This window comes from Aestuariivirga sp. (assembly GCF_041738905.1).
GTDB lineage: Bacteria > Pseudomonadota > Alphaproteobacteria > Rhizobiales > Aestuariivirgaceae > Aestuariivirga.
On sequence record NZ_JBGSOZ010000184.1, the window covers coordinates 15,475 to 41,667 of the forward strand.

Genomic DNA, 26,193 nt, shown 5'->3' on the forward strand with positions numbered 1-26,193 from the left:
GCGGCTTACACCGTGCCCGACTTGAACGGGATGATGTCGGCCCTGCGGCTCTCCGGCGGCACCTGGCTGGTGCGGCCGATCGAATGATAGGCCATGGGCGAGCCCTTGACGTCATCCAGCGTGAAGAGATTGCGGAAGTCGATCATCACCGGCTGCCGCATGCCCTTGGCGAGGCGCTTCAGGTCAAGCCCGCGGAACACGTTCCACTCGGTGAGCACCACGACGGCATCGGCACCAATGGCCGCCGAGTAGGCGTCCGCGCACCATTGCACTTCGTCGAAGGCCTGGCGGCCGTTGTCCATGGCCACGGGGTCGAAGGCCGCGACTGCGGCACCGCGGCGCTGCAGTTCAGGGATGACGGTCAATGCCGCGGCATCGCGGATGTCGTCCGTCTCCGCCTTGAAGGCGATGCCGAGCAGCGCGATCTTCTTGCCGGCGAGCGTTCCGCCCACGACCTTCTGGATCCGGTCGGCAAGGTCGCGCTTGCGGGACTCGTTGGCCGAAATCACGTTCTCGACGATGGTGAAGGGATTGCCGTACTGGCGGGCGGTGGCAGCCAGTGCGCGGGTGTCCTTCGGGAAGCACGAGCCGCCGTAGCCGGGGCCGGGGCTGAGGAACTGGAGGCCGATGCGCTTGTCGAGGCCCATGCCGCGCGCCACGTCCTGGATGTCGGCGCCGACGCGCTCGCACAGATCGGCGAGCTGGTTGACGAAGGCGATGCGGGTGGCGAGGAAGGTGTTGGCCGCGTACTTGATGATCTCGGCCGCCTCGCAGGAGGTGGCGACGATCGGCACGTTCTTGGCCGCAAGCGGGCGGTAGAGCTGGCGCAGCGTCGCCTCGGCACGCTCGGAGCTGACACCGATGACCACGCGGTCGGGGCGCAGGAAGTCCTCGACCGCCGAGCCTTCACGCATGAACTCGGGGTTGGAGGCGACTTCGAAATCGCCGTCGGGGCGGGCCTTGGAAATGATCTCGCGGAGCTTCGCGGCGGTGCCCACGGGAACCGTCGACTTGGTGACGATGACGGTGAAGCCATTCATCGCCTTGGCGATCTCTTCGCCTGCGGCATAGACAAACGAAAGGTCGGCGGCGTCCTCGCCTTCGCGGGTCGGCGTTCCGACCGCGATCAGCACGACGTCGGCGGAGGCCACGGCCTCCTTTAGGTTCTCGGTGAAGACGAGACGGCCCGCCTGTCGGTTGCTCTGGACGATGGGCTCGAGGCCCTGCTCGTAGATCGGGATCTTGCCATTCTCGAGCATCGCGACCTTGCGCGCATCGCGATCGACGCAAGTCACCTCATAACCGAAATCCGAAAAGCAGGCCGCCGAGACAAGGCCGACATAACCCGCGCCGATGACAGTGATCTTCATGGTGCTTTCCGCTTTCTTGCCACACAGGGAGGCAGTTCAATTCAAATTGTATTTTCTATCTAACGCGTCTGGCGGCCAGCGAGAATAGCACCTCCGGCAAAACCCTCGGATGTAGTAAAAAGAATAGCTTAAGTTTCAGAGTAAACAAATGCTTAATGGCGACCGTGAGGCAGTCCGGCAGCTTCCTCCTTCAGATTTTTGCGGCCCTCAGCCGCAGCGCATTGCCGACGACGCTGACCGAACTCAGGGCCATGGCGGCAGCCGCAATGACGGGCGACAGCAGGAGGCCGAAGACCGGATAGAGGATTCCGGCAGCCACCGGCACGCCGGCGGCATTGTAGAGAAACGCGAAGAACAGGTTCTGCCGGATGTTCGACATGGTGGCCCGCGACAGGCGGCGGGCCTGCACGATGCCGCGCAGATCTCCCTTGAGCAAGGTGACGCCAGCGCTCTCCATGGCGACATCGGTCCCCGTGCCCATGGCAATGCCGACATCCGCGGCGGCGAGAGCGGGCGCGTCGTTCACGCCATCGCCAGCCATCGCGACAACGCCACCCGCCTTTCGGAACTTCGCCACCACGTCCGCCTTGCCATCGGGCAGCACATCGGCCTCGACATCCGATATGCCGAGCCTGCGGGCGATGGCGTTTGCCGTGGTGCGATTGTCGCCGGTCAGCATCACGATGCGGATGCCATCGGCGCGGAGCTGGTCGAGGGCCTCGGCGGCCGTGGCCTTCACGGGGTCGGCAATCGCAAGCGCGCCTGCGAGCTTGCCGTTGATGGCGACGAAGATCGCCGTGGCGCCGTCATGCCGCAGGGCCTCGGCTTCGGTCGCGAGGGCGCTGGCATCAATCTTCAGTTCATCGAGAAATCTGGCGTTGCCGAGCACAATGCGCTTGCGCTCGACCATGCCGATGGCGCCCTTGCCGGTCGGGGAATCAAATCCCATCACCTTGGCCAGCGGGATCGAACGCTCCTTTGCAGCTGCGACGATGGCCGCGGCCAGCGGATGCTCGCTGGCCTGCTCCACGCTGGCCGCAAGCCGCAGGACTTCAGTCTCCTCGAAACCCTCGGTGACGACGATGCGGGTGACGGCGGGCCGTCCTTCGGTCAGCGTTCCGGTCTTGTCGATCACCAGCGTATCGACCTTCTCAAGCCGTTCCAGCGCCTCGGCATTGCGGACGAGAACGCCGGCCTGTGCGCCGCGGCCGACGCCCACCATGATGGACATCGGCGTTGCCAGCCCGAGCGCGCAAGGACAGGCGATGATGAGGACAGCCACGGCGGCGACAAGGCCATAGGCGAGTCGGGGCTCCGGCCCCCACATGGCCCAGCAGGCGAAAGCAACCACGGCAACGAGAACGACCAGAGGCACGAACCAGCCCGAGACCTGATCGGCCAGCCGCTGGATCGGCGCCCGGCTCCGCTGCGCATCCGCCACCATCTGCACGATGCGCGCGAGCATGGTGTCGCGGCCGACCCGTTCTGCCGTCATCACGAAGGAGCCCGACGCGTTGAGCGTGCCGCCGATGACCTTCGATCCCGGTTCCTTGGTGACCGGCATCGATTCGCCCGTCACCATCGATTCATCGACCGCGACATGGCCCTCGACCAGCACGCCATCGACCGGGATTTTTTCGCCGGGCCTCACGCGCAGGCGGTCGCCCACGCCAATGAGGTCGATGGAGATGTCGTCCTCGGTGCCGTCGTCCTCGACCCGCCGCGCGATCTTCGGTGCAAGATCGAGCAACGCGCGGATGGCGCCCGAGGTCTGGTCGCGGGCGCGGAGTTCAAGGATCTGGCCCAAGAGCACCAGCACGGTGATGACGGCGGCGGCCTCGAAATAGACAGCCACAGACCCGTCATGCTGCCGGAAGGCATCGGGGAAAATGCCCGGTGCGAAGGTCGCAACGAAGCTGTAGGCATAGGCCACGCCGGTGCCCATGGCGATCAGCGTGAACATGTTGAGGTGCCCGGTTCTCACCGACTGCCAGCCGCGCTCGAAGAAGGGCTTGCCCGCCCACAGCACAACGGGCGTGGCGAGCACCAACTGAATCCAGTTCGACGTCTGCTGGGCGATCACGCCATGAAGATCGATAAGATGCCCGCCCATCTCCAGCAGAAAGACGGGAAGCGTGAGGGCCAGTCCGATGCGGAAGCGGTGCGTGAAGTCGATCAGTTCGTGATTGGGGCCCGCCTCGGCCGTGGCGAGCAAAGGTTCCAGCGCCATGCCGCAGATGGGGCATGACCCCTGCCCGACCTGGCGGATCTCCGGATGCATCGGACAGGTGTAGATCGTTCCCTCGGGCACGGGCACGGCCGCGGCATCGCCCGGTTCCAGATACTTGAGCGGGTTCGCAATGAACTTCGTGCGGCAGGACGGGGCGCAGAAGTGATAGGTGCGCCCGCCGTGGTCGGCCTTGAGAGTCGAGGTGTGCGGATCGACCTTCATGCCGCAGACCGGATCGATGGCCATGCCGTCGTCATGAGCGTGGCCATGACGGCCATGCCCGTGCATGCCGTGATCGCTGGTGCTTGTCATGTTGCTGTTCTCGTTCATTCCGACCTGCATAGAACAAGCCAGCCCAAGGCGGTCAAGGGCTGAACGCGAGACCATTGCGCGCAGATGCGAGACCGCAGGCAACACGCGGGTCAGAGGGCCAACTGCAGCTTGCAGACAAGTCCCGCGGGCTTGAACTGGCGTTCCACCTTGAGCGCACTGGTGGTGATGAGAAGCGTACCGAACCCTTCATATTCTGGCGGCGCGTCGATCACAGGCCCGTTGCATTCCCGCCAGCACAGGCTGAGCCTGGTCTTCGTGGCGGTCCACTCAATCTCGACATGACCGTCGGGGACTGACAGCGCACCATACTTCAGGGCATTGGTTGCAAGCTCATGGAGGACGAGACCGAATTGCGTGGCCGATTCGGCGGTCAGAGTCACGTCAGGCCCGCGCATCCTGAAGCGCGATCCAAAATCATTGTCCATTCCAGCAGTCTGGTTGCGGATGATCGCATCGACCCTTGCGCCACCCCAGTCGGCTTCCGTCAGCAAGCTGTGCGAGGTCGCAAGGCTGTGAATGCGGCCTTCGAAGGCCCTCACGAAATCTGCTGGACTGGCGCTCAGGCGCAAGGTCTGCCGGGACACCGACTGGATGACCGCGAGCGTGTTCTTGACCCGGTGTGAAAGTTCCCGCAGCAGGATGGCCTGCCGCTCTTCCCAACCCTTGCGCTCGGTGATGTCCTGGTCAATGCCACGGGCGCTGACGGGCCGGCCATTCACATCCTTGATGACGTCGCCCGCCAGTGCCGTCCAGATCTCCGAGCCGTCAGGCCTGATGATGGGAAACTCGAGCGTGAAGGAGCCACCTTGCAGCGTGGCCTTTGAAAACTCGGCCTGAGCGCGGCTTCTGTGGGCCGGTGCGATGCAGGCGGCCATTTCCTCACGAGTCGGCTGTCCCTTCGCAGGATCGAGCCCATAGAGCGCGAACATTTCCGGCGACCAATGGAGTTCGCCACGAACAAGGTCATAATCCCATGCTCCAGCACGGGCGCTCTTGAGAGCCAGCCGCAGCCGCGCCTCGTTCTCGCGCAGCCTTTCGTTCTGGAGCCGCCGCTCCGTCACGTCGCGCGCAATTGTCGAGGCCCCCACCACGTCGCCCCGCGCGTTCAGGATCGGCGAGACAGAAATCGAAACATGAATCATGCGGCCCGACTTGTGGCGGCGCACCGTCTCGTAGGGCGGAATAGACTGACCCGTCCGGATGGTGCTGAGAATGTTGATCTCCTCATGTTCAATTTCATCGGGAATGAGTTTCCGGATGGACTCTCCGGTCATTTCACCGGCGGTGTGGCCGAACAGCCGCTCCGCACTCCTGTTCCAGCTGGTCACCATGCCATACAACGTCTTGCTGATGATCGCGTCTTCAGACGACGCCACAATGGCCGCCAGCCGGGCTCCGGCTTCTTCCGAGGCCTTCCGGTCGGTGATGTCGATCATCACACCGTAGGATTCGAGGGGAACACCATCGATGTTTCGCACGATCTCGCCGCGTGACAGAAGCCAGCGCATGCCGCCGTGCCGGGGCATGACCCGGAATTCGATTTCCATCCGGCCACCGGGCGCGACGGTGCTCTCATGTGACCTCCGCCAGGCGTCGCGGTCACCGGGATGAATTGCCGCCTCGACGGCATGCGACGTATCGTCAAACCCAGCCCGGTCGATCTCAAGCAATTCCAGAAGTTCATCAGAACAGGTGAAGCGGCCCGTTGCCGCATCGAAATGCCATGCGGCCATGCGGCCAGCCTCGAATACGACAGTGCGCAGCCGCACCGCCTTGCGCAGTTCACGTTCGACGCTATGGCGAGCCGATACATCGATGATGGCGCCTGTGATGCTGACAAGCTTCCCGTCCGCATCGAACTCCGCCTGTCCGCGATCGAGCACCCAGAACTCGCGTGACGTCAGCGCATGGCGAACCCTGTATTCGACTTCGAACGCTGGAGAAGCACGAGACAACCGGCGTAGCGCGTCTTCATATTGCGAGCGGTCCTCCGCCGCGATCATCCTCGGCCACGCGGCCACCGTCCCGTTGGAGGCTATGCCAAGATCCTTCTCGCTGTTTCCCGATCTCTGAACCGTGCCGCTGGTGGCGTAGACCGTGTAAAGAACAGTGCGCGCTATGCTGACGGCTTGCGTCTCCCATACAAATTCTCGTGGAGGCCGCATGAATCCTCCACTGTCACTATTATAGTGCGTGCCTGCTGGCGACGACTCGCGCGACTCACTCATCTTCAACGCTGGGTGGCACCATTGGCACTGCTCCTGCTTCGCCGCTGGGCTATGCCCTGACGGAGATTCATTTTCCGGATGAAGGTCCTTTGCCGGATTGCCGACAGCCCCGGCGACACCAAGGAAACCCTCCTCACCGCGCTCCTCGACGGCAAATTGCTCCACCGCCAAACGTCATTGGAACAATGCGTCCCGAATGGCGATCATCAAACAATCAACGCCCGGATCAACAGGAAGTTCCATCCGCGGCCCAGGAGCCAGAGGGGTAGAACAAAGCCAGAATCATCACGAATGCGATGATGACGCCGCCGAGACCGAACAGCAGGACATACCGGACGTTATGGCCCGTCGCCCCCTGCCGGGCCTCCTCCTCGTCAACCCGGATGGCACGGCCGTAACCTTGCGGTCACAGCGGGGCTTTCATCAACGAACTGCCATCAGTTCATCTTCATGGCGTTCAACGGCCTTGCGCAGCATCTTTGCCATCGCGGGACGCCCGGCATGTTCACCGGTGGCCGGCAGCTGCAGGACGCGGGCGCGCTGGCCCACCTGCAGCATCGTCAGCTTGATGATTCGGCCGTCGGCGAGTTCGATCGAGTCATGATGCGTGTGAGGATTGTTGAGATCCACCTGCCGGAAGCGCGCCACCGTGCCATCATCAAGCGTGTAGCCGAGCCTGGCACGAACACGATCAACGATGAGGCCCCAGAGTCCACTGTGCCTGATGGGGCCTTCAAAGGCGAGTTCGGTGCCGGGCAAGAGGCACACGGCAATGCCTGGCTCCTTCTCGGCACAAAATCCGCGTGTCGGCGTCATCGGAAAGCTGCAAGTGACGAGCTTGTCGCCGACCTCTGCGGCTCGGCTGATCTTGTTCTCCAGGCTATAGTCGCACATCGAAACACCTCTGAGCGTTGACGCCGTCCGAACCGAACCTTTCCGTTCGTTCGATGTGAACGCCGTCCGTGAGTGAAGGTTCCGAAATTGCGTCGAGCGCCGTCAGGCAAGGCGGTTGCCGTCTGCGCCAAACAAATGAACCTGTTCGGGGTCGAGCGAAATGATTGCGTTGTCTCCGGTTCGGAAGCTCGGTTCGCCCCGTACTTCGGCGATCACCACGTGGCCAGTCGCAAGTCTCAGATGCGCGAAACCCGTCTCCCCCAGGCGCTCGATGAGATCAACCGTCGCATTGAGCACCAGGCCTCCACTCCCACCAAGACGTAAATGCTCGGGACGCACGCCCAGCGTGAGCCTGTCTCCGCTTCTCACCGATGAACGGGATGGCAAAGCCAGCTTTCCGGCTGCACCCAGATCGAGGCAGCCATCACCAACTGTTCCGGAGAGAAAGTTCATGGCCGGCGAGCCTATGAAGCCCGCAACGAAGAGATTGGCAGGCTTGTAGTACAGGTCTAGCGGCTTGCCCTGCTGCTCGATGCGGCCGCTGTTCATCACCACGATCTTGTCGGCAAGCGTCATAGCTTCGACCTGATCGTGGGTGACATAAACGATGGTGGCCTTCAGCAGCTTGTGGAGCTTGGCGATCTCGACGCGGGTGTTGATGCGAAGGGCTGCGTCAAGATTCGAAAGAGGCTCATCGAACAGGAATACTTGCGGCTTCCGAACGATGGCCCGGCCGATGGCGACCCTTTGGCGCTGGCCGCCCGACAATTCGCGCGGCTTGCGCTTCAACAGGGGCTCAAGCTGCAGGATGCGCGCGGCCTCGTTGACCCGGGCGTCGATCTCCGCCCTGGGCGTCCCGGCGAACCGCAGGCCGAAGCCCATGTTGGCGGCAACATTCATGTGCGGGTAGAGCGCGTAGGACTGGAACACCATCGCGATTTCGCGCTTGGCTGGCGGCAGGTCGTTCACCTGCCGGCCGCCGATGGTCATGGTGCCGGAAGAAACAGGCTCAAGCCCGGCGATCGAGCGCAGCAGCGTGGACTTGCCACATCCTGATGGGCCAACGAGGACCACGAATGATCCGTCCTCGACCACGAGATCGATATCCTTCAGCACCTCGACGGGACCAAAGGACTTCTTCAGCTTCTGGATTCGGACTTCGGCCATGGCGTTCTCACTTCACCGCGCCCGAGGTGAGGCCCCGGATCAGCTGGCGGGAAAAGATGACATAGAGGACGAGGACGGGCACGATGGCGGTGGAGAGTGCCGCCAGCACCGCGTTCCAGTCGGTGATGTATTGCCCGAGGAACTGCTGGACACCGAGCGTGATCGTCTGCTTGCCCCCGGTGGGCGCGAGAAGCAGCGGGAACCACAGGTCGTTCCACACCGGGATCATAGTGAAGACGGCGACGGTCGCCATGGCCGGGCGCAGCAGCGGCAGGACGATATAGAAGAAGATGTGATACTCGGTCAGCCCGTCGCAGCGCCCTGCCTCGCGCAAGTCCTTCGGAATCTGTGCGATGAATTCCGACAGGATGAAGATGGCAAGCGGCAGGTTCTGCGCCGTGTAGACGAGGACGAGAGCGGTCAAGGTGTTGATGAGATTGAGGTCCGCCACGATCTGGATGATCGACACGGAGCCCAGCCTGATCGGCACCATGATGCCGATCGAGAGATAGAGTGCCAGCACCGTGTTCCAGCGGAACTTGTATTCGGTAAGTGCCCATGCGGCCATGGCGCCGAATAGCAGCGTGAGCACAATGGTCCCGACCGTCACGATGATCGAGTTCATGTAATAGAGGCCAACAGCCCCGTCACCGAAAACCTTCGTGTAGCCGATGGGGTCGAAATTCCATGGCATCGGGGGCTGCAGCGGTGTGTTGAAGATCGCACGCTTGGCCTTGAAGGAGTTCATGATCACCAGCACGATCGGGAACAGTGCAAGCAGCGTATAGAGACCAAGGATCGTATGGACCGCGATGGCGGAAGCCGGCTTGCGCATCAGAAGCTGTACCTCTGCATGCGGCGCTGGATGAGGAAGAGATAGAGCATCACACCGATGAGGATGACGACGAACATCATGGTAGCGATGGTGGAGCCCATCGACGGATCGCCCAGCTGGAGCTGGTTGCCGAAAAAGGTGCGATAGAACAGCGTGCCCATGATGTCGGCCGAGAAATTGGGCCCGGCAAGCGCGCCCTTCATGGCGTAGATCAAATCAAACGCGTTGAAGTTGTTGACGAAGGTCAGGACCGAGACAAGCCCGATGGTGGGCCAGATCAACGGCAGCTTCACCCACACGAAAGCCTGGAACTGGTTGAGGCCATCGACGGTCGCGGCGTCGATCAGTTCTTCGGGGATGGCAAGCAGCGCTGTGTAGATCAGGATCATCGGAATGCCAACGAACTGCCAGACGCTGATCAGCGATATGGTCAGCAGCGCTGTCGATTCCTCACCGAGCCAGGGCCCGAAGAGGAACCCCAAGCCAATGAACTGCAGGAACATCTTTGCGATGCCCCAGAGCGGAGAGAGGATCAGCTGCCAGCTGAAGCCGATGACGACGACCGAAAGCATCGTCGGCATGAAGATCAGGGTGCGATAGGTGGCGCGGAGCTTCAGGCGAGGCAGGCTGAGGAGAGCGGCAAGCACGAGGCCGATCGGGTTCTGCACCACCATGTGAATGACGAAGAAATAAAAGTTGTTACGGAGCGCGTTCCAGAACGGGCCGGACCATGTCTCGTCGAAAAGCAGCGTCGCGAAGTTGCCGAGCCCGTTGAACAGAAAACTGCCGTCCGGCAGCCGCAGGTAAAGCGAATTGATGATGGTGGAGATCAGCGGATAGATCGAGAAGGTAGAGTAGATGATGAGGGCGGGAGCAAGGAAAACGGCCAGCAGCCGCAGGTAAGTCCCCCGCGACATGCCGACAAGTCCGCTTTGCTGCTGTGTTGACATGCTGCCGCCGTGGAAGGTGCCTCTCCCGCGTGATGCACGGGAGAGGCGTCATTCTAGAAGCAAGTTACTTCTGGTGCGGCGCATACCACTTCTTGAGGCCATCCTCGAGCTGGGCCGCGGCGGCGTCCGGCGTGAGGGTGCCATTGATGACCTGCGCGGAGACGTTCCACATCTCGTTTTCGAGATTTGGCGTGCCACGCGACAGGATCTGGTAGGAGTTGCGGATCGTCGACTTGCACTCGCCGCGCCAGTTCACGAAGGCCTGCGCCACATCGTCCTTGAGGCTCACCTTGGCGTTCGAGAGCGGGAAGAAGCCCGGAAGCTCGTTGCCAAGTATGTTGGCGAATTCCTCGGATCCGATCCAGTCGAGGAACACCTTCGCATCCGCCGCATTGGCCGACTTGGCATTCATGCCGATGCCGATGTCGGTATGGTCCGAGATATAGCAGTCGGTGGAGCCTGCTGGCACAGGCGGCTTGAAGGCGCCCATGTTGACGTTCTGGCCGCGGAACGTCGAGATGTCCCACGAGCCCGCCGCATAGATGGCACCCTTGCCCAGGCCAAAGAGGTTCTGGCTGTCGGGATAGGTCTGCGCCTTGTAGCCGTCGCCGAGATAGGGCGCCCACTTGGCGAGCGTTGCCAGCGTGTCGACATACGCCTTGTCGGTGAGCTTGCCGGAGCCGTCGATCAGCGCCTTGCGGCCTTCCTCGCCCTTCCAGTAATTGGGTCCAATGTTCTGGAAGCCCATGGTGGCGGCTTCCCACTGGTCATTGGTGCCAATCACCAACGGAACGTACGTGCCGTTGGACTTGATCTTCTCCAGCACCGCAAAAAATTCTTCCTCGGTCTTGGGTTCGGTGAGGCCCAGTTCGGTGAAGATGTCCTTGTTGTAGATGAAGCCATGAATCACCGAGGCCATCGGCACGCAGAAGGTGGTCTTGCCATCATCCGTCGTCCAGGCGCTCTTCGCGACGTCAGAGAAATTCGCCATGGAGGCGAGATCGTTCAGCGGGGCGAGGTGGCCCTTGTTGAACAGTTCGAGCGAGGCGTCGAAGGGGCGGCAGGTGATGATGTCGCCGGCGGTGCCGCCTTCGAGACGGGCGTTCAGCGCGGCGTTGTACTCCTTCGGCGCCGTCGGATTGAACTCGACGGTGATGTCCGGATGTTTGGCCTGGAAGGCGGGAATGATCTTTTCCTTCCAGATGGTGGCATCGTCGTTGCGCCAGCTCTCGATGGTGATCTTGCCTGCGGAGGCTGCTCCCGTGAGAGCAACCGTCGCCACGGCGGCGAGCAACAAGGTCTTCAGTCCGGTCTTCAGCATGGGGTCTTCACTCCTCCCGTTGGTTTTTCTGATTGGTGGCACTATGGCGCAGCAAGGCGCGCCAAGGCCAGACGCAAATTTCCCTTCGCGTCCCTCAGCAATCGCTGCGCTGCATCATGGTTTTCCGCGCCCGCGCAAATGAGAACGGCGGGCTTCACATGGCCGCCTGCGGCATTGAGGGCGTCCATGGCCCGCGCCTCGTCGACATTCGCGATCTTCGCCACAATCGCGGCGGCGCGCCGCTTCAGCTTGGCATTGCCCGTCTGCACATTGACCATCAGCCCATCGTGAACGGCGCCGAGCCTGATGTGGGTGAGGGTCGAGAGGAGATTGAGCGCTGCCTTCTGCGCGGTGCCAGCGCCCATGCGGGTCGAGCCCGCGATCACTTCGGCGCCCGACGCGAGCAGGATTTCGATGTCAGAAATGGCGGCGAGCGCCGAGCCCGGATTGTTGACGACAGCAATCACGAAGGCTCCCTTCTCCCGCGCGCGCCTTGCCGCTGCAATCGTGAAGGGGGTGGAACCCGAGGCGGCAACCGCCACCATCACGTCGCCCGGCTGGAAGATTTCAGCCTGAGCAGCCCCATCCACCGCATCATCCTCGGCTTCCGCGAGCGTGTCGAACATGGCGTTGCGGCCACCGGCGATGAGATAAGCGATCTTGTCTTCCGGCATGCCGAAGGTTGCGGGCAATTCGGAACCATCCTGCACCGCAATCCGGATCGAGGTGCCCGCGCCTGCATAAATGAGACAGCCGCCATTGGCGATGCGTTCCGCCACAACGGCAGCAGCCTCGGCAATGCGGGGCAAGACAGCCCGGACAGCTGCAATCGCACGCTCCTGTCCGGTGATGAGCGCATCGAGGATGCGTGCATCATCCCAGGTGTCCAGTCCTTCAAAGGCACCCGCAGCTTCGGTTTGGACATGTTCAGATCCCATGCCAAATCAATACCAACCTACTACCACTTGTCCAGAGAAAATTCTTGAGGGGCAATGTTCGGGCTGATTGTCCTACAGATACATAGTTTTTCCTGGTGGTTGCAAAAAGCTGAAGAAAGCCCTTCCTATTTGGTATTGTTTTGGTATTGTGAGTATATGAACGGCAAACAAGTCCATTTCCTCGGCGTAGACGGGGGCGGCAGCAAGTGCCGCGCGCGAATCCGGAGCAGCGGAGGCCAGGTTCTCGGCGAGGCTGTGGGCGGCGCGTCCAACATCTATCAGGACTTCGACGGCGCGATTGCCACCATCGTGGCAACAGCCGCGGAAGCCGCCAGGCAGGCGGGACTCGACATGCGGGCGCTTCATGCTGGCATGGGACTGGCGGGCATCGTGACATCGGTTGGAGCCGAGAAGATCGAAGCCGCCCGGCTCCCCTTTGCCAGCGTCACCGCCGACAATGATGCCTATGCGGCCTGCATGGGCGCCTTCGCAGGCGCTGACGGCGGCATCGTCATCGCCGGAACCGGTTCCATTGGCTTTGCTCTCGTCGGGGGCGAACGCTACATGGTAGGCGGCTGGGGCTTCCAATTGGGCGATCACGGCTCAGGTGCTTGGGTCGGCCATCACGCGGTCCGCCGCGCGGCGCTCGCCATAGATGGATTGCTGCAGCCCACACGCCTTATCGATAACATTCTCGCCCGGACGGGGCGCACACGCTTCGATCTCTCGCGCTGGTCTGAACAAGCAGCGCCGAAGGACTATGCAGAGTTCGCGCCCATCGTGTTCGAATGCGCGTCTCAGGGCGACGTGCAGGGCATGATGATCGTGATCGAGGGCGCAGCGGCCATATCGAATCTGGGCCGTGCCCTGCTTGCGCGCGGCGCCAGATCGGTCTGCCTCCTTGGGGGCCTGTCGAAAGTCTACCCGCCCTATCTCGATGCCGACGTGAAACGCGCATTGGCGGAACCGCGCTACGATGCCATGGATGGCGCCATCATGATGGCGAGGCGTGCAATGGGGCTGCCGGAGCGTTGGGCATGAGTCTCGCCTCGCGCATCTTTCAACCGGAACGCTTCCCGTCGGATGATCCAGCACCGCTCTATTCGCGCATCAAGCGAATGGTACAGGACGCCGTGACGGCGGGAGAATTGAAACAGGGCGATTCGATCCCCAGCGAGCGCGACGTGGCGGACATGCTGAAGGTATCACGCGTGACCGTGCGCAAGGCCTTTTCCGACCTGGTGACGGAAGGCGTGCTGGTGCAGCGGCGGGGCTCGGGCACTTATGTCAACGGGCAGGTCAAGCGCATCGAGCAACCCTTGTCGCGCCTCACCAGCTTCAGCGAGGACATGCAGCTCAGGGGCCTCAAGACCGACGCCGACTGGCTCGACAGGTCGAGCGGCCTTCCGACTCCTGAAGAGGCGATGAAGCTTTCGATCTCGCCTAATGAGCATGTCTCGCGCTTTCACCGCTTGCGCCGCGCGGCTGGCGTTCCGCTGGCGATCGAGCTTGCTGTCATTCCGCACCGCTACCTGCCAGATCCAGCGTCAGTCTCGGGATCGCTCTATGATGCATTAGGCGATCGCGGCGTGAGGCCGGTGCGTGCGCTCCAAAGGCTCCATGCCACGGCCCTGTCATCGAAAGAAGCGAAGCTGCTCGACCTCAAGGAGGGGAGCCCCGCCCTGTTCATCGAACGCATTTCGTTTCTGGGAGACGGACGCACAGTCGAATACACGCGCTCGCACTATCGCGGCGATTCCTATGATTTCGTGGCGGAGCTGACGCTGGCGCCGGAGGTAAGCACATGAGTCACATGGCAGACGAAGCCCGCGAGGCGCCTGAGGCCGCCGCGCGGTTTCTCGACCGCAATGCAGCAGCACTTGCCGAACTGGGCGCGCGGCTGCGCAACACTGAGCCGCCCGTCATCCTCACCTCGGCACGCGGCAGCTCCGACAATGCGGCGGGCTTCTTCAAGTACCTGACGGAAATCCTGCTGGGCGTTCCTTGCGCTTCCGTGGGGGCCTCAGTGGTATCTGTCTATGGCGGTTCGCTGAAGGCGCGCGGCGCGCTGGCCATCACCATATCGCAATCGGGCAAAAGTCCGGACATCGTGGCCTTGCAGGATGCGGCCAGGACTGCTGGCGCGCTCACGGTCGCCATGGTCAATGTCGCGGACTCGCCTGCGGCCCGCAATGCCGACATTTGCCTCGCTCTTCATGCCGGCGAGGAGAAAAGCGTGGCGGCGACCAAGTCTTTCATCGTCTCCTGCGTGGCAGGTGTCGCCATCGTGGCGTATTGGCTGAACGACGCGGCATTGCTCGGAGCCGTATCGCGGCTGCCGGAGACCCTGGCGGAAGCGGCAAAAATCACATGGCCCGGTTTTACGGCCTTCGCGAAAGATGCCGGTTCGCTCTATGTGCTGGGGCGCGGGCCATCCTTCCCCATCGCGCAGGAAGCCGCACTGAAACTGAAGGAAACCTGTGCCATTCACGCCGAAGCCTATTCCATTGCGGAAGTGATGCATGGTCCGTGGGAACTGATGGAGACGGGGTTTCCCGTGCTGGCCTATTCGCCTGATGACGCCGCCCGCGAGATCACACTCGAGGCGGTGGCGAAGATGCGCCATGCGGGTGCGGAAGTTCAGGTGGTGGGCGCGGGCGGTCTGCCCTTCGCAGGCTCGGGCCATGCACTGCTCGATCCCATTTCGATGATCCTGACCACATATCTGGCAATCGAGAAGGTGGCGGTGGAATTGGGCCGCGACCCTGACCGGCCACGTCTTCTCAAGAAAGTCACGGAGACGATGTGATGACGTTCGCGCTGACAGGCGCCCGCATCTTCACGGGCGAGACGTTTCTGGACAACCATGCCGTGGTGATCGACGGATCGCGGATCGCGGCAGTCATACCCCGAAAGGACATTGCGGCCGTTGAAGTGCGGGATCTCAAAGGTGGGATTCTTGCACCGGGCTTTATCGACGTGCAGGTCAACGGCGGCGGCGGGGCCTTGCTCAATGACAATCCGTCGGTGGAGACGGTTCGCACCATCGCATCATCGCATCGCAAGTTCGGTACCGTTGGACTGCTTCCGACGGTGATCACCGACGCGCCGAGCGTATTGACGAAGTCCGCCGAAGCCGTGCGTGCGGCGCTGACGCAAGGAACGCCCGGCGTGCTCGGCATCCACATCGAGGGACCGTTTCTCGATGTCGCCCGCAAGGGTGCCCATGCCCAGCGCTTCATTCGTGAAATGACAGCGGACGACGTGAAGCAGATTGCAGCCCTCGACTGCGGTGCCGTGATGCTGACGCTGGCTCCCAACCGCGTGGCGCCTGAACTCGTCAAGGCGCTGGCGGACAAGGGCGTACTCGTCAGCCTCGGTCACTCCGACGCGACCTATGCGGAGGCGGAGGCGGCACTCGATGCCGGGGCACGGGCCTTCACCCATCTCTTCAACGCGATGAGCCAGATGAACGGCCGCGAGCCCGGCATGGCGGGTGCGGCGATGGCGGATTCCACGAGTTACGTCGGCATCATCGCGGATGGCCATCATGTGCACGACGCTGCGCTGAAAGTTGCTTTCGCAGCAAAGGATCCTTCGCGCATGATGCTCATCACCGATGCCATGCCGACGGCAGCCGGCGGGCCTGAGCGTTTCGACCTGCAGAGCCGCGAGGTGGTGCTTGAGGACGGACGGCTCTCGCTATCGGATGGAACGCTCGCGGGGTCCAACCTGACGATGGATGCGGCGGTCCGCTATTGCGTGCACACATTGAAACTCGACCTCGCCCATGCCTTGCGCACGGCATCACTCAACCCGGCGGGATTCCTGCGGCGAAATCACGAACTGGGCCGCGTGGCCCCCGGTTACCTTGCAAGCCTCGTGCTTTTGAGCGAGGACCTTCGCGTGCTGGCAACATGGATCGATGGCCAATGAAGAAGAGTGGCGAGGCCATGAGGTTGCTCGGTTCAGTCACGCAGGGCAGCGGTGCCGTCAACGAGGACGGTTTTGGCGTTGTGGGAGCGACAGAGATATCCTCGGCATGGATCTTCGATGGTGTCACGGGCATCAATGCGCGGAACTATCTGCCCGCGGCGACCGATGCACAATGGCTTGTCACCCGCGCGCACAAACATCTGCTGGAACTCGCAGGCCAGGACATTGCGCTGCCCGATCTGCTGTCGCGGCTGGTGGAAGCAGTCGTTACCGATTGGAAGGCTGCCAGCGCCGGGTTGGATTTGCCTCCGAACTATGATCCGCCCGCCGCGTGTCTCATTCTCGCGAAGCGCTATGGCGATGGATGGAAGGCCTTGCGGCTCGGCGATTCCTGCCTGCTGGCACGAGACAGTGACCGCAGCCATCGCATCTTCGTGGCATCGCCCAACAATGCCTTCGACAACTGGCTGTCACGCGAGGCTCGCAAGCGCCGCGATGCGGGCGTCCTCGACATCAAAGCCCTGCTCGCCGAATTCCGCCCGCAGTTGCAGGCGGGACGCGCCAAGCGCAACCAGCCCGATGGCTACAGCATCCTCGAATGCAGCGAGGCGTCACTCGCCATGCCGGAGTATATCGACCTCGGACATCCTGCGGAAATCCTGCTGTGCACCGATGGCTACTACCGCGCCGTCGACCACTATGAGATGTGCGATGACGCAAGCCTTCTCGACGCCAGTGCCGCCAGCGTGGGCAAGGTGCTTGAAAAGCTTCGCGCCATCGAGGCAACCGACCACGACTGCCAGCGCTTCCTTCGATTCAAGCCTGCCGACGATGCGACAGCGGTGATGCTGGCGCTTCAAACCGAGGAGCAAGACCAATGAACTTTCGGGCAATCAAGCTGGCCGGTGTGCTGCTGGCATCCCCTTTGGCTCTCGCACCGCTCGCGGCCGAAGAGGCGATCACCACGATGTCCAGCGAGGACAGCAAGGACGGCATGGTGACGCGCAGCGTTCATTTCGCCGGGGCATGCGGTGACGAGTGCCTGCTCGCCAGCATCACCTGTGGCGGGTCACCCCGCCTCGAGGTGGAACTGATGGATATTCCCGCCGAGGAAGCCGCGAAGTCCATTGCGCAGGAACAGAGCGAGTTGATGCTCGCTGCTTCCGGGCAGACATACAAATTGCCAATCACAAATTTCGGCTACACCGAGATGAACGGAAGCTGGGATGCATCCGCCTATGGACCCGACCCCGATGCCGTGTTCAAGAGCCTTGCCAAGGCGAAGAAATTCACACTCTCCGTCAAGGGGCGCAGCGAGGCGCTTCCCGTGACCGCCGACGTTCGGGCCTGGGCGGAAGCCTGCCTGAAGTGATCCTCACGCCTTGCGGCGGCGCGACTTGGCGAAGGTGTCGAAGGCAACCGCCAGCACGATGATGACGCCGATGATGATCTGCTGGATGTAGGAGTTGACGTTCATCAGAACGAGGCCGTTGAGCAGCACGCCGATCAGGATGGTGCCGATCACGGTTCCGAAGATCGAACCCGAACCGCCGAAGAGGCTCGTTCCGCCGATGACGACGGATGCGATCACGGTGAGCTCATAACCGGTGCCGGCGACCGCCTCCGCTGAATTGAGCCGGGCCGAGAGCACGAAGGCGCCGAGTCCCGCGAAGAAGCCCATGATGATATAGACGCTGCAGATGATGCCGCTGACATTGAGGCCAGCGAGGCGCGCGGCTTCCGGATTGCCGCCCACCGCATAGACCCTGCGGCCATAGCGAGTGTAGCTGAGGACGATATGAGCGATCAAGGCCGCCACGAGAAAGATGATGACCGGAACCGGCACCGAGTAGATGCGGCCCTGCCCCCACCACGCAAAGTCCGGCTGGAAGCCGGAGATGGGGCCGCCCGCCGCGAACAGCAAGGCAGCACCCCGGAACACCGACATGCCGCCGAGTGTGACCACGAAGGCCGGCACCTTGAGCCTTGTGATGGCAACACCCTGCAACAGCCCGCCGATCAGCCCCACCACGATGGCCGCGAGCGCCGCCAGCGGCCAGCCGAAGCCGATGGCGTCGTCACCCACGGTGAAGCGATCCTGCAGGCCGCCCTTGGCAACGGCCGCGGCCACCAGTCCCGCAAAGGCGAGGAGCGAGCCCACCGAAAGATCGATGCCGGCCGTGAGGATCACGAAGGTCATGCCGATGGCGAGGAGGCCGGTGATCGAGACCTGCCGCATCACGTTGAAGAGATTGACGGACGACAGGAAGCGCGGCTCCAGGATGGCGAAGACAGCCATCAGCAGCAGCAGGAAGATCAGCGGGGCGAACTTCGCCAGGAAGGAGAAGGCATCGAAACTGTTGTCCGTCTGTCGCGCGGCGGCGTTTGTCATCGGCTTCCCTGTTCAGGCTGCGCGCTGCGACCCGATGGTCATCAGCGTCATGAGTTTTTCCTGCGTCGCATCGCGCCGCATCACTTCACCGGTCACGCGGCCCTCGCGCATCGTCACGATGCGGTCCGCGAGCGCCAGCACTTCCGGCAATTCGGACGAGATCAACATGATCGCAATTCCCGCCTCAGCCATCTGGAAGAGCAGGTTGTGAACCTCGACCTTGGCGCCGACGTCGATGCCGCGCGTCGGCTCGTCGACGATCAGCACCTTGGGGCGAAGCGCCAGCCAGCGCGCGAGAACCACCTTCTGCTGGTTGCCGCCCGAAAGGTTGCCGACGAGCTGGTCGGGCGAAGCCATGCGGATGTTGAGGAGCTTGCGGTATTCCTCGACCAGCGCGTCCTCTTTCGCGCCACTGATGAAGAACCCGGCGGTGGAAATGCGGTCATGCGCGGCAATCGAAAGATTGGTGCGAATGGCGAGCGCCAGAAACAATGCCTGCTGCTTGCGGTCTTCCGGCACCAGGCCGATGCCGTTCTGGATTGCGTCGTGCGGCGAGGCGATCGAAACGGCCTTGCCATCGATCGATACGGTTCCTGAATCCGACTGGTCGGCGCCAAATATGACGCGTGCCGTTTCGGTGCGGCCCGCGCCCACAAGGCCTGCGATCCCGAGGATCTCGCCCTTGTTCACATGGAAGGACACGCCATGAAGCTCGATGGCGCTGGCATCCGTCGCCTTGCGCATGCGCGAGATGTTCTCGACGGCGAGTGCCACCTCGGAGGTGGCGAAGGAGGTTTCGCGTGGCGCCAGAAGGCTGAGCTCGCGGCCGACCATCAGGCGGATGATTCCTTCCATCGAGGTATCAGCCACCTTGCCGCGTCCCACATGCCGGCCATCGCGCAGCACGGTGTAACTGTCGCAGATTTCGAAGACTTCTTCGAGCCTGTGGGTCACGAAAATCGTGGAGATGCCCTCGCGCTTCAGGCCGCGGATCATCGTGAACAGGTTTTCGACCTCGGTGCGGCTCAGGGCGCTGGTCGGTTCGTCCATCACGATGAGGCGGGACTTCATGGACAGCGCACGGGCGATTTCCACCATCTGCTGCTCGGCCACTGAAAGATCGCGTACCAATGCGCGCGGGCTGCGGTCGAGGCCGATCCTCTTGCAGAGCACCTGCGTCTGGTCTTCGAGCTGCTTGCGGCTGATGAAGAAGCGCGAGCCGGGCTCGCGGCCGATGAAGACGTTCTCCGCCACCGTCATGTCCGGAGCGAGGGTGAATTCCTGATAGATGGTGACGATTCCGGCGGCCTGTGCGGCTTGCGGGCTCGCGAAACTCATCGTGGCGCCGCCGAAGGAAATGGTTCCGGTATCGGGCGACTGTGCACCCGAAAGGATTTTCAACAACGTGGACTTTCCGGCACCGTTCTCACCGAGAAAGGCATGGATCTCAGCCTCGCCCACTTCGAAGTCAACGGAATCGAGGGCGCGCACGCCGGGAAAGGATTTTGAAATCCCCGTCATGCACAGAAGCGCCGGTGTCGCTGGTGATGAGGCCATGGTGGAAATGCCTTCCGGCCGGTGCTGCCACCGGCCGGAAGGCGATTGCCTTGCTGCTTACTTCACTTCGCCGAGGCGTTCGGCGATGTTCAGGTTATCCTTGGTGACAGCGACCGGCGTCAGCAGGAGTACCTTTTCGGCGGGCTTCGTGCCGTCCTTCAGGAAGGCGACGAGCGTCTGCACGCCAAGGGCGCTCTGCTGGCCGGGGAACTGCTCGATCGTGGCGGTGAGGCCGCCATCGCGCACCTGGGCCAGGGCTTCTGGCAGGGCGTCGAAGCCGATGATGGCGATGCCGGAGAGACCACGGGCCTTGACGGCTTCCATGGCGCCCAGCGCCATGTCGTCGTTGGCGGCGACGATCACCTTCGGTGCTTCAGCGAGGCCTGAGAGAGCTGCTTCCGTCACCGACAGGCCCTTGTCGCGGGCGAAGCCTGCGGTCTGCTCGAAAACGATCTTGTACTTGTCGTTGCCGTCCAGCACGTTGTGCAGGCCCTTGTTGCGGTCGATGGCGGGCGAGGCGCCCGACTGGCCCTGCAGGTTGATGATGGTGGCGCCATCGGGGAACATCGACATGATGAGGTTGCCCTGGGCTTCGCCGCCCTTCACATTGTCCGCGCCGACATGGGCGAGGATGCCTTCAACCGAGGGAACGCGGCGGTCGACCGTGACGACCGGAATACCGGCCTCGACAGCCTGCTGCAGCGCCGGCGCCATGGCGTCGACTTCGTTCGGGCTGATGACGATGCCCTTCACGCCCTGCGTGATGGCGGCTTCGACGTCGGCGGTCTGCTTGGGCGAGGAAACCTGTCCGTCGCTCTCGATCGCCTCGTAGCCCTGCTTCACGATCTCCGCCTTGAAGGCGTTCATCATGTGAACGAAGAAGGGGAAGCTGAGGCCCGGCACCGAGGCAAGGATCTTGTCGGCAGCAAGCGCGCTGCCCGACATCAGCGACAGCGCGACGACGCTGGCAACAACGGTTCTTCTGGTCATCTTGTACATTGGTGGTCCTCCCATGAAAATCTCTGTTGCAGTGCGCACGAGCAATGCTGGCGGCCCTGCGGACGGACTCTCTTGTTGTATTGATCAGCCCTGTCCGGGCGGCAACGTAGTTTGCTTTCCAGAGCTTGTCCAGAATGGACACTGCCTCAGAATGCATCATAGCACGCAGCATGGCCGTGCGCATTTATCATGGCAGGCCGTGTTGCCTCATCAAATGGCAGCGATGATTTTCAGGACAGGGACTTGGCCTTGCGGTCCTTCACATGCCAGTTCCAGGCGGAAGCGAGAACCTGGTCTATGCCACTGTTGCCGGCCTGCCAGTTCAATACCGAGCGCGCCTTGCCGACGGCCGCCACGAGTTCCGCCGGATCGCCCTCGCGGCGCGGCGACATGCGGTGCGGCACGGCCTTTCCGGTGACGCGCGCGGCGGCGTCGAGGATGTCCTTCACGCTGGTGCCGCGGCCGGTGCCGAGGTTCACCGCATCAGACTTGCCGCCATCCATGAGATAGAGCGCGCCCGCAATATGGGCGCTGGCGAGATCGTTGACGTGGATATAGTCGCGGACACAGGTGCCGTCAGGCGTCGGGTAGTCGGAACCGAAAATGTCGAGCGCGTCGATCTCGCCGTTCGCCGCCATCAGCGCGCGCGGAATGAGATGGGGCTCGGGGTCATGCCGCTCGCCCGTTTCGCCGTCCGGATCGCAGCCGCAGGCATTGAAGTAGCGGAACGCCATGAAGCGCAACCCGTGGGCGGCATCGAAGTCGCGGCAGATCTTCTCCATCATCAGCTTCGACTGGCCATAGGGGTTGATGGGGTTCTGCGCCGTCTCCTCGGTGATCGGCATGCGATCGGGCTGGCCATAGGTGGCGCAGGTCGATGAAACGATGAGGTTGCCGGCCTTGGCTTCCGTCATCGCCTTCAGGATCGACAGCGTGCCGCCGACATTGTTGTCGTAATACATGTGCGGGTTCGTCACCGACTCGCCCACATAGGCGAAGGCGGCAAAATGAATGACGGCATCCGGCCTGAACCAGCGCATCGCCTCGCGCAGCGTGACCGTATCGCGGATGTCGCCTTGCACCAGATGGCCCCACTTCACGAGGTCACGATGGCCGCGCGACAGGTTGTCGTAGACGACGACCTCATGACCCGATTTCGCCAGCATCTTGCAGGTGTGGCTGCCGATATAGCCCGCCCCGCCGGTGACCAGAAACCTGCCCATGACTTAGTCCTCGCATTGTGAGGCCGCCAAACTCCGCGAGAGAGGTTAAAAAACAGAAACAGGCAGGCGGGTGAAAGGACTGGCACCCCACGCGCCGTCTTGGAACGCGAAGCGTTCTGTGGGATGACCTTTGCAGGAACGGTACGAGAGGCGTCAGCGCAGTGAAGAGTCGTGGGTTCGGTTCGCCGGATGGATTGAATGCTTGAAACTTCTGCCGGCGGGCCTGCGTCCGATCCGAACTGGTCGCCGCAGATGGGGCCCGCAGCATTCCGCACGCTTTGCACCGATTGCGGGTTGTCGCGGTCCAGCGAGCCCAGCCGCTGCGGTCAGGCCTGCCAGTTCATCAAGCCGGACTATCCAGCTCTCGAAGCGAAGGTGCATGGCCGAAGCCGCGATCCGGCCCGGGCCGACGAAATCCACTTCGGCCCATTCAAGCGAATGGTGCGGGCCTCGCTCGCCGCACCACGCGAAGGCGCGCAATGGACCGGGATCACCACCCGCATCGCTGAGAGGCTGCTGGAGACCGGTACCGTCGACGCCGTGCTGACCATGGCGCCCGACCCTGAAGACCGCTGGCGCCCGGTGCCGGTGATCGTCACGAAGCCTGAGGGCATGGCCTTCTGCCGCGGCATGCGCATGGGCTATGCGCCCCTCCTGGGATTGCTGGAGCCTGCACGAGGGAGGGGTTACAAGAGACTCGCCGTGATCGGCATTCCCTGCCAGGTCTATGCGCTCCGAGCGATCGAGGACGAACTCGGCCTCGAACGGCTCTACGTGATCGGAACGCCCTGCTCCGACAACACGACGACGGAGCGCTTCCACCAGTTTCTTGCTCTCTTGGCGGAAGACCCTGATACCATCACCTATCTCGAATTCCGCGCCGACTATCATGTGGAACTGCGTTTCACCGATGGGCGGACAAAGGAAATTCCCTTCCTGCAATTGCCGATCTCGAAACTGCCCCGCGATTTCTTCCCGCTCACATGCCGCACCTGCGTCGACTACACCAACGTGCTCGCGGATATCACGGTGGGCTACATGGGCGGACAGGGCGAGCAATGGCTGCTGGTGCGCAACGCGCGGGGTGAAGAACTGGTCGAGCTGCTGGGCTCCGAAATCCGCACTGCCGCCCCGGGGAGTGCCGGAAAGCGGCAAGGTGCTGTGAAGGGTTTTCTCGCCAATGTGGAGCGTGCGGCAGGCGGGCTGCCCCTGCGCCGGATGCCGGAATGGCTCCGCCCCATTGTCGGCTGGCTGATGCCGCGGATCGGGCCACGCGGGCTGGAATTCGCGCGCGCGCGCGTCGAGATGAAGGCCGTCGAGACCATCGTCCATCTCCGCCGCGAGATGCCACGGAAGATGCGCAACATGGTGCCGGCGCATGTCTGGGCGCTGGTAAAACCATATGGGCTGGAACCCACGGAAACCGGGAACCCACCCGGCCCGGAAAAAGCGGACGTGCAGACGGGCGGCTGATCTCGGTAGTCTGCGGGCGTTGAAGGACAACATCGCCCGGTTCCATTTCCCGTTTGCCGAGCGCATCGAGAAGGGCCGCGCCGCTGGCTCTCAGTCCAGCATGACCACCTGTCCCTCGTGGATCGAGCGGTCGGCGGCGAGCACGATCTTGAGGCTCTTCACACCGTCGTTCATGTGATCGGTGAGATCGACGTTCTCGCGGATCGCCTTCAGCAGGTAGCGCTGCTCACGTTCGCAGAGATCGTCGTGGCTCGGCTCGTCGCTCATGTCGATGCGGGTGTCGGGCGTCTTCATGTCGGCATGGTGCCAGAGGATCTGGCTGGTCTTGGTGTGGGCGTTGATGTCGTCGGATTTCACATCACCCGCCGTCTCGGCCATGACGATCGATACCGAACCCTTGGGGCCGATGACGTCCTTCACGAAGAAGGCCGTCTCGCTCATCATCGGGCCCCAGCCCGCCTCGTACCAGCCGACCGAGCCATCGTCGAATATCACCTGCAACATGCCGTAGTTCTGCTGGCTCACCTCGTCGGAAAGCCGCGCACCGATGGCATGGACCCTAATGGGCCTGCCCTTGGTCATCTGGCACATCACGTCGACATAGTGCACGCCGCAATCGACGATGGGCGGGAATGAATTGAGCAGGCGCTTGTGCCATTCCCAGGTCTGGCCGTTGGACTGCTGGTTGAGGTTCATGCGGAACACCAGGGGCGTTCCCAATTGCTGTGCGATCTCGATGAACCTGATCCACGAGGGGTGATGCCTGAGGATATAGCCGATCACCAGCTTCCTGCCGGTGCGCTTCGCGGTCTCGACCACTTTCACGGCGTTCTCCGCATTGTCCGCCAGCGGCTTCTCGACGAACACATGGGCTCCCGCTTCCATGGCCTCGATAGCGAACTGCGCGTGGGTGTCGGGGAGCGTGTTGATGGAGACGACATCGGGCTTCAGCCCGGCCAGCGCCTTCTCGAAATTGTTGAACTTGCTTGCCCCCTGAAGAGCCTCGGGCAGTTTCCGTTCGGCGATGCGGCGCTCGCAGACGCCAACCACTTCAAAGCCGGGAATGCGTGTATAGGCGAGCGCATGGCTCATTCCCATGTTTCCCAGGCCCACCACCAGAACCCGCAGTTTCTTCTCGCCCATATTCCGTTTCCTATCCGATTCTGATCACATTGCCGGTGCGCGCCGCCGTGCACGCCATCGAACATCGTCCAGTAGGCCGTGCCCGGACTGTACAGCCTGCTGGCATCGACGTCTCCGGGATGGGGCAACGTTTCCTGATTGTGGATGATGCCCTCAGTGCCGATGATCTACATGCGCTCGTCAATATGGAAGCGTTGCCGACCCTTGTGTAGTGAGCAAGTTCGCTCTGGCAATTTCTTTCCAAAAGCAATGAACCTTCTCTAGACTGCGGCCCGACCAACGGAAAAGGCAGCATGGCCGACCAGACGCTTGCGCGATACGTCAACGAGTTCCGGATTCTCTCGCTCCTGCGCACGGGTGGCCAGGCAACGCGGGCCGATATCGCGCGGCGCTTGTCGCTCACCCCGGCGACGATCACGCGGCTCATCACCAATCTCGCCGCACGCGGCCTCGTCCGCGAGGTGAACGAGGAGCCGCGCCAGGGCCAGCCGCGCGAACCGGGGCGCCCGGGCGTGGGCGTGGCGATCAACCCCGGCGGCGCCTATTTCCTCGGTGTCGAGATTGGCGTCGGCCATCTCCGCATGGCGCTCATCGACCTCTGCGCAGCCACGGTGAATGCAGCGGAGTTCCGCGTGTCCAGGACCATATCGCCTGAAGAGGCGGTGAGGACCATCGCCGATCACCTGACGCTGCTCGAGCACGACATCCGCTTTCGGAATCGGATCAGGAGCCTCGGCGTGACCGTGCCCGGCCTCGTCACCAGCGATGGCCATGTCGTGAACCTTCCCATTCTCGGCTGGAAGGACGTGAACCTGCTGAACCTGCTGAAGGCGCAGGTCAACCTTCCGGCCTTCGTCGAGAACAATGCCAATGCCGCGGCCTTCGCCGCCGTCTACATGGAACCGGCGGGCGCCACGGACTCGGCCATTTTCCTGAAGATCGGCACCGGCTGCGGAGGTGCCGTCATCGTCAACGGCAGGCTGCTGGCGGGCAGCACGGGGACGGCCGGCGAATTCGGCCACATGCGGATCGCCCAATCGGGCACCACCTGCGACTGCGGGCAGGTTGGCTGTCTCGAGACTTTCGTCAATCTCCGCGCCCTGGCCCGTGCCTATCACGGCACCGAGGCCGTTTCGGAGGAGGAATTCGCGGCCCTTCCCGGCCTCGTCGCGGCGCGATGGGACGACGGCGATGCCACCGCGCA

The 26,193-nt window shown here is 62.7% G+C and carries 22 protein-coding genes; 8 read left to right on the forward strand and 14 right to left on the reverse strand.

The window, feature by feature from the left end:
- Positions 1–5 precede the first annotated feature (5 nt).
- The 9 genes from ACEW8Q_RS17260 to ACEW8Q_RS17300 form a co-directional block, all read right to left on the reverse strand.
- Positions 6–1,370, reverse strand: coding sequence for a UDP-glucose/GDP-mannose dehydrogenase family protein (locus ACEW8Q_RS17260; RefSeq protein ID WP_373505291.1), 1,365 nt, complete (start codon positions 1,368–1,370; stop codon positions 6–8).
- Between the two features lie 190 nt (positions 1,371–1,560).
- Complete coding sequence (locus ACEW8Q_RS17265) at positions 1,561–3,912, reverse strand: heavy metal translocating P-type ATPase (RefSeq protein WP_373505292.1); 2,352 nt, start codon at positions 3,910–3,912, stop codon at positions 1,561–1,563.
- A gap of 110 nt (positions 3,913–4,022) precedes the next feature.
- Positions 4,023–6,098, reverse strand: coding sequence for a PAS domain-containing protein (locus tag ACEW8Q_RS17270; RefSeq protein ID WP_373505293.1), 2,076 nt, complete (start codon positions 6,096–6,098; stop codon positions 4,023–4,025).
- Positions 6,099–6,584: 486 nt separating this feature from the next.
- On the reverse strand, positions 6,585–7,055 hold the full coding sequence (locus ACEW8Q_RS17275) for a hypothetical protein (protein ID WP_373505294.1): 471 nt from the start codon (positions 7,053–7,055) through the stop codon (positions 6,585–6,587).
- 102 nt (positions 7,056–7,157) lie between these two features.
- Positions 7,158–8,222, reverse strand: a complete 1,065-nt coding sequence (locus ACEW8Q_RS17280; RefSeq protein ID WP_373505295.1) for an ABC transporter ATP-binding protein — start codon at positions 8,220–8,222, stop codon at positions 7,158–7,160.
- Between the two features lie 7 nt (positions 8,223–8,229).
- Entirely contained in the window at positions 8,230–9,057 is an 828-nt protein-coding gene (locus ACEW8Q_RS17285; RefSeq protein ID WP_373505296.1) for a carbohydrate ABC transporter permease, read from the reverse strand.
- Positions 9,057–10,007: a carbohydrate ABC transporter permease gene (locus ACEW8Q_RS17290; protein WP_373505297.1), complete on the reverse strand. Its 951-nt coding sequence runs from the start codon at positions 10,005–10,007 to the stop codon at positions 9,057–9,059. The genes ACEW8Q_RS17285 and ACEW8Q_RS17290 overlap by 1 nt, the downstream gene beginning before the upstream one ends.
- Positions 10,008–10,071: 64 nt before the next feature.
- A complete protein-coding gene (locus ACEW8Q_RS17295) occupies positions 10,072–11,328 on the reverse strand; it encodes an ABC transporter substrate-binding protein (RefSeq protein ID WP_373505298.1) in 1,257 nt (418 codons plus the stop codon).
- A 41-nt stretch (positions 11,329–11,369) separates the two neighbouring features.
- Entirely contained in the window at positions 11,370–12,266 is an 897-nt protein-coding gene (locus ACEW8Q_RS17300; protein WP_373505299.1) for an N-acetylmuramic acid 6-phosphate etherase, read from the reverse strand.
- A 156-nt stretch (positions 12,267–12,422) separates the two neighbouring features.
- Between ACEW8Q_RS17300 and ACEW8Q_RS17305 the strand changes: the two genes are divergently transcribed.
- Genes ACEW8Q_RS17305 through ACEW8Q_RS17330 form a run of 6 tightly spaced genes read left to right on the forward strand, consistent with a single transcriptional unit; the run spans position 12,423 to position 17,574 of the window.
- Complete coding sequence (locus ACEW8Q_RS17305) at positions 12,423–13,307, forward strand: BadF/BadG/BcrA/BcrD ATPase family protein (RefSeq protein WP_373505300.1); 885 nt, start codon at positions 12,423–12,425, stop codon at positions 13,305–13,307.
- Positions 13,304–14,074 carry a GntR family transcriptional regulator gene (locus tag ACEW8Q_RS17310; RefSeq protein WP_373505301.1) on the forward strand — a complete coding sequence of 257 codons (771 nt, stop codon included), beginning with the start codon at positions 13,304–13,306 and terminating at the stop codon, positions 14,072–14,074. Before ACEW8Q_RS17305 ends, ACEW8Q_RS17310 begins: the two co-directional genes overlap by 4 nt.
- Positions 14,071–15,075 carry an SIS domain-containing protein gene (locus ACEW8Q_RS17315; RefSeq protein ID WP_373505302.1) on the forward strand — a complete coding sequence of 335 codons (1,005 nt, stop codon included), beginning with the start codon at positions 14,071–14,073 and terminating at the stop codon, positions 15,073–15,075. The genes ACEW8Q_RS17310 and ACEW8Q_RS17315 overlap by 4 nt, the downstream gene beginning before the upstream one ends.
- A complete protein-coding gene (gene nagA / locus ACEW8Q_RS17320; protein WP_373505303.1) occupies positions 15,075–16,202 on the forward strand; it encodes an N-acetylglucosamine-6-phosphate deacetylase in 1,128 nt (375 codons plus the stop codon). Before ACEW8Q_RS17315 ends, nagA begins: the two co-directional genes overlap by 1 nt.
- Positions 16,199–17,083, forward strand: a complete 885-nt coding sequence (locus tag ACEW8Q_RS17325; RefSeq protein ID WP_373505304.1) for a protein phosphatase 2C domain-containing protein — start codon at positions 16,199–16,201, stop codon at positions 17,081–17,083. The genes nagA and ACEW8Q_RS17325 overlap by 4 nt, the downstream gene beginning before the upstream one ends.
- On the forward strand, positions 17,080–17,574 hold the full coding sequence (locus ACEW8Q_RS17330) for a hypothetical protein (RefSeq protein WP_373505305.1): 495 nt from the start codon (positions 17,080–17,082) through the stop codon (positions 17,572–17,574). Before ACEW8Q_RS17325 ends, ACEW8Q_RS17330 begins: the two co-directional genes overlap by 4 nt.
- Before the next feature lie 3 nt (positions 17,575–17,577).
- Here ACEW8Q_RS17330 and ACEW8Q_RS17335 read toward each other — a convergent pair whose 3' ends face one another.
- The 4 genes from ACEW8Q_RS17335 to galE all read right to left on the reverse strand — a co-directional run bounded on the left by ACEW8Q_RS17335 (position 17,578) and on the right by galE (position 22,373).
- Entirely contained in the window at positions 17,578–18,594 is a 1,017-nt protein-coding gene (locus tag ACEW8Q_RS17335) for an ABC transporter permease (RefSeq protein ID WP_373505306.1), read from the reverse strand.
- 12 nt (positions 18,595–18,606) lie between these two features.
- Complete coding sequence (locus tag ACEW8Q_RS17340; protein ID WP_373505307.1) at positions 18,607–20,151, reverse strand: sugar ABC transporter ATP-binding protein; 1,545 nt, start codon at positions 20,149–20,151, stop codon at positions 18,607–18,609.
- Positions 20,152–20,208: 57 nt separating this feature from the next.
- On the reverse strand, positions 20,209–21,141 hold the full coding sequence (locus tag ACEW8Q_RS17345; protein ID WP_373505312.1) for a substrate-binding domain-containing protein: 933 nt from the start codon (positions 21,139–21,141) through the stop codon (positions 20,209–20,211).
- A 239-nt stretch (positions 21,142–21,380) separates the two neighbouring features.
- On the reverse strand, positions 21,381–22,373 hold the full coding sequence (gene galE / locus ACEW8Q_RS17350) for a UDP-glucose 4-epimerase GalE (RefSeq protein ID WP_373505308.1): 993 nt from the start codon (positions 22,371–22,373) through the stop codon (positions 21,381–21,383).
- Between the two features lie 252 nt (positions 22,374–22,625).
- Between galE and ACEW8Q_RS17355 the strand changes: the two genes are divergently transcribed.
- Positions 22,626–23,846 (forward strand): Coenzyme F420 hydrogenase/dehydrogenase, beta subunit C-terminal domain, encoded by a 1,221-nt coding sequence (locus ACEW8Q_RS17355; RefSeq protein ID WP_373505313.1) that lies wholly within the window; start codon positions 22,626–22,628, stop codon positions 23,844–23,846.
- 90 nt (positions 23,847–23,936) lie between these two features.
- Here the strand turns inward: ACEW8Q_RS17355 and ACEW8Q_RS17360 are convergent, their stop codons facing one another.
- Complete coding sequence (locus ACEW8Q_RS17360) at positions 23,937–24,989, reverse strand: Gfo/Idh/MocA family protein (protein ID WP_373505309.1); 1,053 nt, start codon at positions 24,987–24,989, stop codon at positions 23,937–23,939.
- Between the two features lie 293 nt (positions 24,990–25,282).
- Between ACEW8Q_RS17360 and ACEW8Q_RS17365 the strand changes: the two genes are divergently transcribed.
- Positions 25,283–26,193 (forward strand): ROK family protein (locus tag ACEW8Q_RS17365; RefSeq protein WP_373505310.1); only part of this gene is annotated, 911 nt, incomplete at its 3' end.